The organism is Geodermatophilus sp. SYSU D01045, from assembly GCF_054050295.1.
This window is the reverse complement of the sequence record NZ_JBJGZB010000012.1, coordinates 111,344-124,486: the sequence shown is the minus strand read 5'-3', so window position 1 is coordinate 124,486 and position 13,143 is coordinate 111,344. Positions and strand designations below refer to the sequence as shown.

Below are 13,143 nucleotides of genomic sequence, written 5' to 3'. Positions count from 1 at the left end.
CCTCGTTCACCACGCCACCTGCGTCCCGGCGACCGGCCGCAGCGCGCCGAGGGCGCGGCCGCGCCGGGCGACGGCGGCCATCTCCGCGGCCGCCGAGGAGTAGGCGGCCACCAGCGCGTCGGCGGTGCGGTCCCAGGAGAACGCGGCGGCGTGCCGGCGGGCGCCGGCCCCCATCAGCTGCCGGCGCTCGAGGACCGCGCGGACCGCCGCGGCGTAGGCACCCGGGTCCCGCCCGTCGACCAGGACGCCGGACACGCCGTCGCGGACCGCCGTCCGCAGGCCGCCGACCGACGCGGCGACCACCGGCGTCCCGCAGGCCTGGGCCTCGAGCGCGACCAGGCCGAAGGACTCGTTGTGGCTGGGGACGACGGCGACGTCGGCGGCGCGGTAGTGCAGGGCCAGCCGGTCCGGCGGCTGCGGCGGGAGGAAGCGCACCAGGTCGGCGATGCCCAGGTGCGCGGCGAGCTCCTCGAGCTGCCGCGGCGCCTCCAGGCCCGACCCGCTCGGCGCCCCGACGACGTGCACCCGCAGCCGCGAGCGCAGCGCGGGGTCGACCTCGAGCATCCGGGCGGCGGTGGCCAGCAGCAGGTCGGGCGCCTTGAGCGGCTGGATGCGGCCGACGAAGGTGAGCACGACGGCGTCGGCGGGCACGCCCAGCGCGCGGCGGGCGGCGGCGCGGTCGCCGGGGGTGAACCGGTCGAGGTCCACGCCCGGCGGGACGACGAGGGTGCGGCGCGGGTCGGCCCCGTAGTGCTCGACGAGCTGGTCGGCCTCCTCGTCGGTGTTGGCCACCAGCCGGTCGGCCTCGGCGACCACCTGCTCCTCGCCGATCACGCGGGCGCGCGGCTCGGGCCGGTCGCCGTCGGCCAGCGCGGCGTTCTTCACCTTGGCGAGGGTGTGCGCGGTGTGGATCAGCGGCACGCTCCACCGGTCGCGCGCCAGCCAGCCCACCTGGCCCGAGAGCCAGTAGTGCGAGTGGACGACGTCGTAGTGGCCCGGCTCGTGCTGGGCCTCCTCGCGCAGCACGCCCGCGGTGAAGGCGCACAGCTGGCCGGGCAGCTCCTCCTTGCCCAGGCCCTCGAACGGGCCGGCGCTGACGTGCCGCACGGTCACGCCCGGGCTCATCTCGACCACCGGCGGCAGGTCGCTGGAGGTGGCGCGGGTGAACACGTCGACGGCGATGCCGCGGGCGGCCAGCCGGCGGGAGACCTCGACGATGTAGACGTTCATGCCGCCGGCGTCGCCGGCGCCGGGCTGGTCGAGCGGGCTGGTGTGCACCGAGATGGTCGCCACCCGCCGCGGCGCGCGCGGAGGGAGGAGGCGGCGAGCAGGCACCCACGACCTCCCGCCTCGCCGCCCCGGGCGCCGGTGCGGCACCCCTGTCGGCTCTCCATCCTGCAACAGGGTCAGGATGACCACATGACCGGTGTTGCCGAGATCTCCTCCTCCGGCCCGCGCCAGCTGCCGGGGAGCGGCCGCACCGCCGTCATCACGGGCGCCTCGAGCGGGATCGGCGCGGCCACCGCGGCCCGGCTGGCGGCCGAGGGCTTCGACGTCGTCGTCGGGGCCCGGCGGCTGGACCGGCTCACCGGGCTGGCCGAGCGGATCGGCGCCCGCGCGCTGCCGCTGGACGTCACCGACCCGGCGTCGGTCGAGGCGTTCGCGGCCGCGCTGCCGCAGGTCGACGTGCTGGTCAACAACGCCGGCGGGGCGTTCGACGCCGCGCCGGTGGCCGAGGCCGACCTGGACTCGTGGGCGCGGACCTACGACGTCAACGTGCTCGGCACCGTCCGGCTGACCAAGGCGCTGCTGCCCGCGCTGCGCGCGTCCGGCGCCGGGGACGTGCTGTTCGTGGGCTCGACGGCGGGGCTGGTCAGCTACGAGGGCGGCGCCAGCTACACCGCGGCCAAGCACGCCGTGCACACGCTGGCCGAGACGATGCGGCTGGAGCTGGTCGCCGAGCCGGTGCGGGTGATCGAGATCGCGCCGGGGATGGTCAGGACCGAGGAGTTCACCCTCAACCGGGTCGGCGACCGGGAGAGGGCGGACGCCGTCTACCGCGGGGTGCGCGAGCCGCTGGTGGCCGAGGACGTCGCCGACTGCATCGCCTGGGCGCTCACCCGCCCGCACCACGTCAACGTCGACCTGCTCGTCGTCCGCCCGCGCGCGCAGGCCGCGCAGCACAAGGTGCACCGCGAGGAGGACTGAGCCCGCCGGCTCCCCGCAGCCGACCTCACCTCGCGGTGCCCGGCCCCGCCCTGTGCGGTGAGGTCGGGCACCGCACGGTGGGGCCCCGACCGCAACTGACGGGAAGTCGCCGTCCACGGGGACCTCCGGGCGACGACTACCCCGCAGCCGCGCGGTCGACCCAGCCGCGTCCGGACCCGGCCCCGGTCGCCGACCAGGACCACCGGCCAGACCGGCCCTGCCTCACAGCCGGGTGGGCTCCGGGACCAGGGTGACGCCGAAGCGCTCGCGGACCGCCGCGACGACGCGGTCGGCGAAGGCCATGAGCTCGGCCGCCGTGGCGCCGGGCTCGGTGGTCAGGGCGAGGCTGTGCCGCGACGACGTCCCGACCCGCCCCTCCCGCGTGCCGCGGCCGAAGCCGGCCGACTGCACCAGCCACGCGGCGCTGAGCTTGACCAGCCCGTCGCCGGCCGGCCAGCTCGGGCAGCCGGGCACCGCCTGCCCGGCGGGGACGATCGGGTTGGTGAAGAACGACCCGGCGCTGCGGGTGTCGGGGTCGGCCGGGTCGACGACCATCCCCTTGCCGCGGCGCAGCTCGAGCACCGTCGCGCGGACGTCGGCCAGCGGCGCGCGGTCGCCGAGGTCCACGCCCAGCCGCCGGGCCAGCTCGGCGTAGCCCACCGGACGGGACAGCGGCCCGGGGTCCAGCGCGAAGGTCACGGTGAGGACGACGAACCGGCCGGGCTCGCGCTTGAGCCGGCTGTCGCGGTAGGCGAAGGCGCACTCGGCGTTGGTCAGCGTGCGCTCGCGCTTCTCGGCGCGGTCGTACACCCGGACCTCGGTGATCGTCTGCGCGACCTCCTGGCCGTAGGCGCCGACGTTCTGCACCGGGGTGGCGCCGGTCGAGCCGGGGATGCCCGACAGCGCCTCCATGCCGGCCAGCTCCTGCGCCACGGTGAGCGCGACCAGGTCGTCCCAGTCCTCGCCGGCCTGCACCTCGAGGACCTCGCCGCGCCGCTCGACCCCGCGGCTGCGCACCGCGACGACGTCGCCGGCCCACCCCTCGTCGGGCGCGACCAGGTTCGACCCCCCGCCGAGGACCAGCAGCGGCCGCCCGGCCTCGTCGGCCTCCCGCACGGCGGCGACCAGCTCGGCGGCGTCGGTGACCTCGACGAGCCGCTCGACGGGGCCGCCGACCCCCAGGGTGGTCAGGTCGGCGAGACGGGCGTCGGAACGGGCGAGCACCCGTCCACGGTAGCCGCGCGGTCCGGCCCGCCCGGCGGGCCGACTACCCTCGGGGCCGGTGAGCGACGGGGGCAGCGAGCACAAGCGCCGGGCGAACCTGGCGCCGCGGAAGGCCCACCCCCGGCTGGCCGCCGGCCGCGCGCGGGCGCTGGGCCTGCCCACGCGGGGCACCACGAACGCCAACCGGCTGCGCCGGGTCGACCGCTGGCTGGCCGCCACCCAGGTGCCGCGGTTGCGCGACGCGGCCCGTCCGCTGGTGGTCGACCTCGGCTACGGCTCCTCGGCGGTCACCACGCTGGAGCTGGCCGACCGGCTGGGCCCGGAGGTCCCCGGGCTCGAGGTGGTCGGCCTGGAGATCGACCCGGCCCGCGTCGCCGCCGTCGCCGGGGACCGCGAACCGCCGCGGGTCGACTTCCGGGTCGGCGGGTTCGAGCTCGCCGGGCTGCAGCCGGTCCTGGTGCGGGCGTTCAACGTGCTGCGCCAGTACGACGAGGCGTCGGCCGCCCGGGCGTGGGAGACGATGTGCGCCGCCCTGGGGCCCGGCGGGCTGCTGGTCGAGGGCACCTGCGACGAGTGGGGACGGCGGGCGACCTGGGTGGCCCTGGACGCCGACGGGCCGCTGACGCTCACGCTGGCCGCGCGGGTCGCGGACCTGGACCGCCCCTCCGACCTCGCCGAGCGGCTGCCCAAGGCGCTCATCCACCACAACGTCCCCGGCCGGCCGGTGCACGACCTGCTGCGTGCCCTGGACGCCGCGTGGGCGTCGGCGGCCGGCCTGTCGACGTTCGGCCCGCGGCAGCGCTGGCTCGCCGCGGTGCAGGCCCTGGCCGACGACGGCTGGCCGCTGGTCGGGAGCACCCGGCGCTGGCGGCACGGCGAGCTCACCGTCCGCTGGTCCGCGGTGGCGCCCCGGTGAGGCGTCCCCGGCCGGAGGTGCTCCCGCCCGGCCCCACCGAGGTCGACGGCGGCACCGCCGAGCTGCTCGGCGACGCCGACCGCGACGGCTCCTGGGTGCTGATGGTCGACGGCACGCCGCAGTCGCACGTCGACCTCGACGACCCCGCGCACCTGGAGTTCGAGTACGTGCGCCGGATGGGTCACGTGCTCGACCTCGCCGCGCCGGACGGCGAGCCGCTCGACGTCGTCCACCTCGGCGGGGGCGCGCTGACGCTGGCCCGCTACGTCGCGGTGACCCGCCCCGGGTCGCGGCAGCGGGTCGTGGAGCTCGACCAGCGGCTCACCGACCTGGTCCGCGCCCACCTGCCGCTGCCCCGCGGCGCCCGCGTGCGGGTCCGTGCCGCCGACGCCCGCGCCGGCCTGGCGGCCCTGCCGACGGCGAGCGCCGACGTCGTGGTCAGCGACGTGTTCGCCGGCGCCCGCACCCCCGCGCACCTGACGACGGTCGGGTACGCCGCCGAGGCGCACCGGGTGCTGCGGCCGGGCGGGGTGCTGGCGGCCAACGTCGCCGACGGCCCGCCGCTGCGCTTCGCCCGCGGTCAGGTGGCCACGCTGTGCGCCGTCTTCGGCTCCGTCGCCCTCCTGGCCGAGCCGGGCACGCTGCGCGGGCGCCGGTTCGGCAACCTGGTGGCGGTGGCCTCCGACGCGGAGCTGCCGGTGGCCGGGCTGACCCGGCGCTGCGCGGGCGACCCGATGCCGGCGCGGGTGGTGGCCGGCGCCGACCTCGCCCGGTTCACCGGGAAGGCGCAGCCGGTGCACGACGACGGCGCCGTCCCCTCACCGGAGCCTCCCCCAGGGGTCTTCGGCCGCTGACCAGGGTCTTCCCCGATGCCCGGGACGGCCGGCCGCGCCTAGTGTCGGGTCATGACGTACCCCGCACCGGCTCCGCGCCGTCTCGCCCGCGACACCCGCAACAAGATGATCGCCGGCGTGTGCGCCGGGATCGCCCGCCGCTACGGCATCTCCGTCGGCGCCCTGCGGCTGGCGTTCGTGGTCTCGTGCATCCTGCCGGGGCCGCAGTTCATCGCGTACCTCGTCCTGTGGGTGCTGATGCCCGCGGACGACCGCTGGTGACCCGCCGTCCCGGCGGGCCGGCTCACCAGCTGCTGTTGCCGCGCTGCACGCCGCGGACCGCGGGCCGCACGTCGACCAGGTAGACGACGGTGGCGATCACCGCGGGCAGGCCGAGGAAGGTCATCGGCCCCTGCAGGTAGATCACCACCGCGGCGAGCGCCGTGATCGCCGCCCAGGCCGGCTTGCTCAGCTTGCCGGCGGCGACGTAGCCGGCGGCCGGGCGGATGACGGCGTCGACGAACGCCCAGGCCGCGACGGCCAGCAGGACCAGCCGCAGGCCCTCGAGAACGGCCCAGTCGAACCCCATGCCCGCAGGGTACCCGCCGGGACGCGGTCACGGCCTCCTCCGCGGGGGACGTCTCCCCCCGGAGACGCGACAGGGCCCCGGAGCGCGGTGGCAGCTCCGGGGCCCTGGTCTCGCGTGGACCTCCTGCAGGGCCCGCCGCGGGCGTGCGGGCGGCGGGGGGCAGGAGGGCCTTCCTCAGTCGGTGGTCTTGCCGGTGCGGGTCACGCGGGTCGAGGTGCCGGTGGCCTTGCCGCGGGCGGCAGTGGTGCGCTTGGCCGGCTTGCGGGCGGCCTTGGCGGTCGCCTCGTCGGCGGCCTCGGCGCCCTCCTCGATGGCGGCCTTGGCCTGGTCGGCGGCCTGGTCGACGGCCTCCTCGGCCTTGGCGGCGGCCTTGGTGGTCTTCGAGGCGGCCTTCTGGACCAGCGAGGTGACCTCGTCGGAGGCCTCGTTCACGGCCTCGGCGGTCTCCTCGATGACCTCCTCGACGGCGTCCTCGACGACGTCGACGGCCTGCTCGGCGCGGACCACGAAGCGGCGGAAGCCGGGCTGGCGGCGCAGCTCCTGCAGCACGTCGGCGCCGCGCTCGGCCAGCTGCTCGACGGTGGCGGCGGCCTGGGTGCGGGCCTGCTCGACCAGGGTCGAGACGGTGCTCACGACCGCGTCCGGACGGACGGCGGTGGCCAGCTGACGGCTGTTGGCGCGGGCCTGGGACACGGCCTCGCGGGCGCGGTCGGCAGCCTGCTCGGCGCGGGTGCGGGCCTCCTTGGTGGCCAGGTCGACCTGGACCTGGGCCTCACCGGGGAGGGTGCGCAGCGAGGCGAGGACGGTGCGGGCCTGCTCGACGGCGAGGTCACCGGCGCCGACGGCGACGAGGAACTGACGGCGGCCGCGCTCGGCGACCTGCTCCAGCAGGGTGGTGGCGGTGGTCATGCGGACTCCTTGGAGGGGGTCGGGTCGGACCCGGGCGTGGCACCCGGGGCGGTGCTCGGGCTGGTGGTGCGCGTGCTGGTGTGCGACGCCGCGTACTCGCGGACGTAGGTCTCGTACAGCTCGACGAGCACGGCCTTGTGCCGCTCGGAGAGCTGGTCGTCGGACCGGATGGCCGCGACCGTGTCGGGGTTGCCGGCCCGCCGGTCGAGGATCCCCGCCTGCTCGTAGAGCGACTCGGCGGAGATCCGCAGACCCTTGGCGATGGCGGCGAGGATCTCCGCCGACGGCTTGCGCAGCCCCCGTTCCACCTGCGAGAGGTAGGGGTTGCTCACCCCCGCGGTGCGGGCGAGCTCGCGCAGGGACACCCGGGCGGCGCTGCGCTGCTCCCGGATGTACTCCCCGACCTGCGAGCGCACCGCCGAGACCTGCTGGGCCTCGGCCGCGACGGTCTCCGCGACGCTGCCGGCGAGCTGGTCCACCTTCTCGCGGACCGACCTCACCTGACCGCTCACGAACTCGCCGGGGGTCTGCACGTCTCCGACGCTAACCACGGGTGCTAGCAGCTGCAAGCGCAGGAGCAAGCACCGGGGCGTGAGTCCCCTCACACCCGGCGTGTCGCCGTCAGGCGGCGAGCACCGCCGCGGACCGGATCTCGCCGACGACGCCGTCGCCGCCGGTCACGGGCGTGACCGACCACCGGGCGAGCGCCCCGGCGTCCACCCCGAGCCGGCGCAGCGCGGCGGCGAGGACGGGCGTGCGCCCGCGGTCGCCACCGTCGTCGAGCTTGAACGCGACCGCACCGCGACCGGGCACCGCGGCGACGTGCACGCCGTCGGCCCCGCCCTTGACCAGCAGCCCGGGGACGGCGGTCATGAGGTCGGTGTCGTCCCGGCCGGTGCCGGCGACGTACCAGGGGTGCGCCCGCATCGCGTCGGCCACCGCCCGCTCCGGGCTGCCCGACGGCGCCTCCACCAGCGAGGCGACGCCGCGCGCCAGCCCGGTCAGGGACAGCCCGTGCTGCGGCGCGCCGCACCCGTCGACGACGACGGCGGCCACCTGCTCGCCGGCCGCGTCGGACAGGCGCGCCTCGACGGCCTGCTGCAGCGGGTGCCCGGGGTCGAGGTAGCCCTCGGTCGGCCAGCCGGCGGCGACGCAGGAGGCGAGCATCGCGGCGTGCTTGCCCGAGCAGTTGAACGCCAGCCGCTCCGGCTCGCGGCCGGCGACCAGCCAGGCGGCGCGGGTCGGCTCGTGCCCGGGCAGCGCCGCCGGGCAGCCCAGCGCGTCCGGGCCGAGGCCGGCGGCGGCGAGGACCGAGGCGGCGAGGTCGCGGTGGCCGTCCTCGCCCGCGTGCGAGCCGGCGGCGATGGCCAACTCCTCGCCCGAGCGCGGCCGCCAGCCGGCCGCGAGGTAGGCCGTCGCCTGCACCGGCTTGTTCGACGAGCGGGGCAGGACCGGGCGGGCGACGTCACCGGCCGACCAGCGCACCCCGCCGTCGGGACCGACGACGACGACCGCGCCGCGGTGGACGGACTCCAGGAACCCCGAGCGCCAGACCTCCACGAGGACCGGCGCGTCCGGCCAGGACGGGGTGGAGGCGTCCTCCATCAGTGGCGGCCCTCGCTGGCGAGCAGCGCGGCGACGTCGGCCTCGCCGTTGCGGTACCGGCGGGCCAGCTCGCCGGCGAGGGCGTCCATCACCTGCTGCACGCCGCGGCGCCGCTCGGACAGCGACCCCTCGGCGGCGGCCAGCGCGCGGGCGGCCCGCTCGAGGTCGGCGTCGTCGAGGTCGGGGACGGCGGAGAGGTCGACGTCGGGGGTCAGCGCGGTGACCCAGGACTCGTACTCCTCGGGCGCGGCCGGCTGCACCGTCTGGTGCCGGCCGAGACCGTGAGCGGGGCCGCGGCCCTTCTCGGCGAGGATCTCGGGCAGCAGGTCGACCAGCGAGCGCCCGTCGTGCTCGGCGCGGCGCTGCAGCTCGCGGCGGACGATGTCGAGCCGGCCCTGCAGCAGCCGCCGCGTGTAGGAGAGGTTGACCTCCTCCTGCTCGGCGCGGCGGCGCAGCTCGCGCACCTCGCCCATCGGGCGGGACTCCACGCCCGCGAGGAAGCCGGGGTCGAGCAGCGCGTCGACGGCCGCGCCGCCGGCGGGGGTCGGGCCAGAGCTTGCGGAGGTCACCGCCCGATGGTGGCAGACCGCACCGCGCGCACCCGGTCGCGGGCCGCGGCCCGGGTGTCGTCGACCGTGGCCGGGGCGTCGTCGGGGTCCACCGCGGCGCGCGACCCGCCGACGGCGAGCTCGGCCCCGGGGGCCACCGACTGCTTGACCAGGGCCAGCGCGACGACGCCGAGCTCGTGGTGCCGCACGACCGTGCCGGTGCGGCCGACCTCGCGGGCACCGGAGGTCACCGGCGTCCCCGGGACGGGCAGGTCCTCGCTGACGCCGTCGAGGTGCAGCAGGACCAGCCGCCGCGGTGGGCGGCCGAGGTTGTGCACGCGCGCGACCGTCTCCTGCCCGCGGTAGCAGCCCTTCTCGAGGTGGACGGCGGTGGTCAGCCACTCCAGCTCGTTGGGGATGGTGCGGTGGTCGGAGTCGACGCCCAGCCGCGGCCGGCGGGCCTCCACCCGCAGCGCCTCGTAGGCGTCCAGGCCGGCGAGCCCGGCACCGGCGGCGGTCAGCGCGTCGGCGCGGTCGGCGATCCCGGCGCGCGGGACGAGCAGGTCGAACGCGGTCGCGCCGCCGTCGCCGAGGGGCGGCATCCGGCGCACCCAGCCGCCGTCGGGCGTCGCGACGACGGCGTACGGGGTCTCGGGGGCGGGCAGCCCGGCGGCGGCGAGGACCTCGGGCGAGCGCGGGCCGACCAGCGACAGCAGCGCCCGGTCGGCGGTCACCAGCGCGGGCTCGACGCGCAGCATGAACCGCATGCGGTCGAGGAAGGTCTGCAGCGCCGCGCCCGTGCCCGGCTCGACGTCGGCCCAGGTGGTGCCGGCGAGCTCGGCGAGGACCAGGTGGTGCTCGACGTGGCCGTGCGGCGAGAGGACCAGCGCCTCGGTGCCGGTGCCGTCGGCCAGCCGCTCGAGGTGCTGGCTGGTGAGGCTGTGCAGCCAGGTGAGCCGGTCGGCGCCGGGGACGGTGAGCACGTCGCGGTCGCTGCGGTCGACGAGCCCGGCGCTCTCGGCGAGCAGCCGCTGCTCGCGCAGCGGGTCGCCGAAGTGGGTGGCCACGGTCGCGCCCTCGGCGACGACGGCGCCCGCCCGTGCGGCCAGCGGTGAGGTGGTGGTCATGCGTTCTCCGTCCCGGCGTCCCTGCATCGGCGGCACGTGCCCGACAGCGCGACGTGCCCCACGTCCAGGGTGAAACCCAGGTCGGCGGCCAGACGTTCCGCGGCCTGCTCCAGCAGCGCCGGGTCGGCCGAGGAGATCTCCCCGCAGGTGGCGCAGACCACGTGCAGGTGCGGGTGCTCGGAGGCGTGGTAGACCGGCGCGCCCTTGGCGACGTGGGTGTGCCAGACCAGGCCGAGCCGCTCGAGCAGCTCCAGCGTGCGGTAGACGGTCGAGGTGTCCGGCGCCGCGCCGCCGGGCCCGGCCTCCTCGCGCAGCCGGGCCCCGATGGCCTCGGGGGTGGCGTGGTCGAGCGCGGCGACAGCGGCCAGCACCTGCTGGCGCTGCGGGGTCAGCCGCAGCCCCTGTGCCCGCAGCCGCTCGGCCAGCGGCGCGGGACCGTGCTCGGTCGTCACGCCGACGAGCCTAGTTGCGGCCGGGCTACGCGACGGCGGACCGGGCGTCCGCGAGCACGCGCTGCAGCGACGCCAGGAACCGCTCCGGGATGGCGTGCTCGCCGCGGGGCGGGAGGAACCGCGCGACGGTCGCGCCGGTCACCTCCGCGGCGGCCGCGGCCTCGGCACCGAGTGCCCGCACGACCGGCGCGTCCCCCCACGACCGGCTGGCGGCCAGGTGCGCCATCGCGGCCGCGCTCTCGGCCCGCTCGCCCACGCAGTCGAACGGCTTCTCCGTGGCCCACAGCCTGCGGAACCCGTCGGCGAGCGCGACGTCGGCCAGCGGGTTGCCGCCGAACACGTCCTGCGCCTCGGCGGGGGTCAGGAAGACGGCGAAGCAGAGGAAGGTGAACAGGCACTTGTCGCAGTGCAGGCACCAGCGCTGCTCGGCCTGCCCGCCCAGGTGCCGCTGCGTGTAGGACCGGTTGCAGCTGAGGATGTCGGCCTTGAGCGGCAGCGCGGCGACGGCGGCCACGGTGGCCAGCTCCGACAGCTGCCGGGTGAGGCTGAAGTAGCCGGTGCCGACCTCGGCGGCGGCCGCGGCGAACAGGCGCTCGAACTCGTAGGACTTCGAGTACTGGTGGTTCACGCTCGCGCCGTCGACGGTGAGCGTCTCCTCGTCGGCGGAGCGCTCGTTGGCGAAGACCACGGGGTCGAAGCCGCCGAGGACGGCGACCAGCGTGGCGATCGAGGAGTTGATCGCCGTCACCGGCACGTGCCCGTTGAGGCCGCCCTGCGCCGTCCGCTCGGCCAGCAGCGGGTCCAGCCGCCGCCGGACCTCGACCAGCGGGACGCCGGCCGCACGGGCGACGTCGCGCTGCGCGCCGGTGGGGTTGACCGCCAGCGCCGTGCCGTCGGGGATCACGACGAGCGCGAGCGCGGAGTCCTTGCCGCCGCCCACGGGCAGCAGCGCGCCGCGCCCGCCGCCGGCCGGGGCCGGGCCGGGCTCGCGGACCTCGGCGTCGAACGCGACCCGGTGCGGCACCGGCAGGTGGTTGACCGCGGCGAACTCGCCGAGCCCGTGCGTGTAGGCGGCCTGCGCGACGGCGAGCTGCGCGGCGGTGACCGGCCGCTCGACGGTGACCCGGCCGGGCGCGGCGAGCTTGTAGTAGCTGGTGCCCATGACCAGGTGCACCAGGTCCAGCGCGGCCTCCACGGCGGCACCGAGCTGCGCGGGCGCGGCCCCGGTCAGCAGCGCCGGGTCGAGGGTGAGCCGCTCGGTGAACTCGTCGTCTCCCAGCCGGTAGGTGAAGGCCGCCTCGCCGGTCGCGGGGTCGAGGGACCGGCCGGCGACGACGAAGGTGCCGACCCCGGCGACGCCGTCCTCACACACCGTGGACGCGGTCGGCGCCGGCGTCGACGAGGATCTCCTCATAGGTGGCTGCCAACTCCTCGAAGTCGCGGAAGCGGTTGTAGCTGGGGGCGCCGGGCGAGAGCAGCACGACGCCGCCGGGGGCGGTACCGGCGATCGCCGCCGCGACCGCCTCGGTCAGCGACGCCGTCTCGGTCAGCCGCACGTCGGCGCCGGCGGCCGCCCGGCGGACGTCGTCGGCCAGCCGGGCCCCGGTGTCGGGGACGGTCACCAGGGCGACCTCCTCCCGACGGGCCACCAACGTCGCGGCCAGGCCCGTGTAGTCCAGGCCGCGGTCCTGGCCGCCGGCGATGAGCGTGACCGGGCGGCCGGCCAGCGCGTCCAGTGCGGCCAGCACCGAGACGGGGGTGGTGCTCAGGGTGTCGTCGACGAAGGTGACGCCGCCGAGCGTGGCCACCGGCGCGAGCCGGTGCGGCAGCGCGCGGAAGGCGGCGACGGCGCCGGTCACGGCGTCGGCGGTGGCGGCGAGGTCCAGGCCGAGCAGGGCGCAGGCGGCCAGCGCGACCTCGACGTTGCTGCGGTTGTGCGCGCCGGGCAGGTGCACCGGCTGCAGGGCCCCGGCCAGTCCGGGGGGCAGCACGTCGGCGGGGTCCACCAGCTGCGCGGCGTCGAGGTACCCGGCGGCCAGCGGCCGCGCCTGGGCGCTGACGACCACCGAGCGCTCCGGGCAGGAGGAGAAGACCCGCAGCTTGTCGCGGTAGTAGGTCTCGACCGACCCGTGCCAGTCCAGGTGCTCGGGCGCGAGCGAGGTGAGCGCGCCGTGGCCCGCGAAGTCCGGGACGGCGGCGGCCTGGTAGCTGGAGACCTCGACGACGAGCGTGCGGTCGCCGACCCCGTCCAGGACGTCGAGCAGCGGGGTGCCGATGTTGCCGGCGTGCACGGCCGGGCGGCCGGCGGCGGTGAGGACCGCGGCGGCCAGCGCGCTGGTCGTGCTCTTGCCCTTGGTGCCGGTGACGCAGAGGACCGGGATCCCCCGGGCGGCGGCCTCGGCGAGCGCGATGCCGGTACCGGTGGTCACGAGCGTGCGGTCGGCCAGCGCCCGGGCGTCCTCGCGGTAGGGGCTGATGCCCGGCGAGCGGACGACGACGTCGCAGCCGACGAGGTCGGCGACGTCGGCGGTGGCGGTCACGCCGTCGGGCAGCGACGCGGGGTCGACGGGGCGGCTGTCGGCGACCAGGACCGACGCGGCGCCGGCGGCGCGGGCGGCGGCGACCGCGGCGCGCCCCTCGCGGCCGTGCCCCCAGACCCCGACGCGCCGGCCGGCCAGCTCCGCCAGCCGGAGGGACCGCTCCCGCGGGGGCGGTGCCGGGCGGGGGTCCAC

General features: G+C 77.4%; 15 protein-coding genes. 4 read left to right on the top strand and 11 right to left on the bottom strand.

The features are described 5' to 3' along the window. Positions 1–6: 6 nt before the first annotated feature. Positions 7–1,335: a D-inositol-3-phosphate glycosyltransferase gene (gene mshA / locus ACI798_RS12045; protein ID WP_457048010.1), complete on the bottom strand. Its 1,329-nt coding sequence runs from the start codon at positions 1,333–1,335 to the stop codon at positions 7–9. 84 nt (positions 1,336–1,419) lie between these two features. Here mshA and ACI798_RS12040 point away from each other — a divergent pair, with 84 nt between their 5' ends. After that, entirely contained in the window at positions 1,420–2,208 is a 789-nt protein-coding gene (locus tag ACI798_RS12040) for an SDR family oxidoreductase (protein WP_457048009.1), read from the top strand. Between the two features lie 222 nt (positions 2,209–2,430). Here the strand turns inward: ACI798_RS12040 and ACI798_RS12035 are convergent, their stop codons facing one another. Continuing rightward, on the bottom strand, positions 2,431–3,432 hold the full coding sequence (locus tag ACI798_RS12035; protein ID WP_456941569.1) for a UDP-N-acetylmuramate dehydrogenase: 1,002 nt from the start codon (positions 3,430–3,432) through the stop codon (positions 2,431–2,433). 58 nt (positions 3,433–3,490) lie between these two features. Here ACI798_RS12035 and ACI798_RS12030 point away from each other — a divergent pair, with 58 nt between their 5' ends. Genes ACI798_RS12030 through ACI798_RS12020 form a run of 3 tightly spaced genes read left to right on the top strand, consistent with a single transcriptional unit; the run spans position 3,491 to position 5,463 of the window. Next, positions 3,491–4,348 (top strand): class I SAM-dependent methyltransferase, encoded by an 858-nt coding sequence (locus ACI798_RS12030; protein ID WP_456941568.1) that lies wholly within the window; start codon positions 3,491–3,493, stop codon positions 4,346–4,348. Beyond that, a complete protein-coding gene (locus ACI798_RS12025; protein ID WP_456941567.1) occupies positions 4,345–5,202 on the top strand; it encodes a spermidine synthase in 858 nt (285 codons plus the stop codon). Before ACI798_RS12030 ends, ACI798_RS12025 begins: the two co-directional genes overlap by 4 nt. Positions 5,203–5,253: 51 nt before the next feature. Then, entirely contained in the window at positions 5,254–5,463 is a 210-nt protein-coding gene (locus ACI798_RS12020; protein WP_456941566.1) for a PspC domain-containing protein, read from the top strand. Between the two features lie 22 nt (positions 5,464–5,485). Here the strand turns inward: ACI798_RS12020 and ACI798_RS12015 are convergent, their stop codons facing one another. The 9 genes from ACI798_RS12015 to murD form a co-directional block, all read right to left on the bottom strand. Further along, on the bottom strand, positions 5,486–5,770 hold the full coding sequence (locus ACI798_RS12015; RefSeq protein WP_387988361.1) for a DUF2516 family protein: 285 nt from the start codon (positions 5,768–5,770) through the stop codon (positions 5,486–5,488). A gap of 174 nt (positions 5,771–5,944) precedes the next feature. Further along, positions 5,945–6,679 carry a hypothetical protein gene (locus tag ACI798_RS12010; protein WP_456941565.1) on the bottom strand — a complete coding sequence of 245 codons (735 nt, stop codon included), beginning with the start codon at positions 6,677–6,679 and terminating at the stop codon, positions 5,945–5,947. Beyond that, positions 6,676–7,212 carry a helix-turn-helix domain-containing protein gene (locus ACI798_RS12005; RefSeq protein WP_456941564.1) on the bottom strand — a complete coding sequence of 179 codons (537 nt, stop codon included), beginning with the start codon at positions 7,210–7,212 and terminating at the stop codon, positions 6,676–6,678. The genes ACI798_RS12010 and ACI798_RS12005 overlap by 4 nt, the downstream gene beginning before the upstream one ends. A gap of 88 nt (positions 7,213–7,300) precedes the next feature. Then, on the bottom strand, positions 7,301–8,284 hold the full coding sequence (locus ACI798_RS12000; RefSeq protein WP_456941563.1) for an asparaginase: 984 nt from the start codon (positions 8,282–8,284) through the stop codon (positions 7,301–7,303). Beyond that, positions 8,284–8,853 carry an RsiG family protein gene (locus ACI798_RS11995; protein WP_456941562.1) on the bottom strand — a complete coding sequence of 190 codons (570 nt, stop codon included), beginning with the start codon at positions 8,851–8,853 and terminating at the stop codon, positions 8,284–8,286. Before ACI798_RS11995 ends, ACI798_RS12000 begins: the two co-directional genes overlap by 1 nt. Further along, complete coding sequence (ygfZ, locus tag ACI798_RS11990) at positions 8,850–9,959, bottom strand: CAF17-like 4Fe-4S cluster assembly/insertion protein YgfZ (RefSeq protein WP_457048008.1); 1,110 nt, start codon at positions 9,957–9,959, stop codon at positions 8,850–8,852. The genes ACI798_RS11995 and ygfZ overlap by 4 nt, the downstream gene beginning before the upstream one ends. Beyond that, positions 9,956–10,411, bottom strand: coding sequence for a Fur family transcriptional regulator (locus ACI798_RS11985; protein ID WP_456941560.1), 456 nt, complete (start codon positions 10,409–10,411; stop codon positions 9,956–9,958). Before ACI798_RS11985 ends, ygfZ begins: the two co-directional genes overlap by 4 nt. A 25-nt stretch (positions 10,412–10,436) precedes the next feature. Then, the gene (locus tag ACI798_RS11980; RefSeq protein ID WP_456941559.1) at positions 10,437–11,783 is read right to left on the bottom strand and encodes a hypothetical protein; all 1,347 of its coding nucleotides are present in this window, start codon (positions 11,781–11,783) and stop codon (positions 10,437–10,439) included. Next, positions 11,776–13,143, bottom strand: a complete 1,368-nt coding sequence (murD, locus tag ACI798_RS11975) for a UDP-N-acetylmuramoyl-L-alanine--D-glutamate ligase (RefSeq protein ID WP_457048007.1) — start codon at positions 13,141–13,143, stop codon at positions 11,776–11,778. The genes ACI798_RS11980 and murD overlap by 8 nt, the downstream gene beginning before the upstream one ends.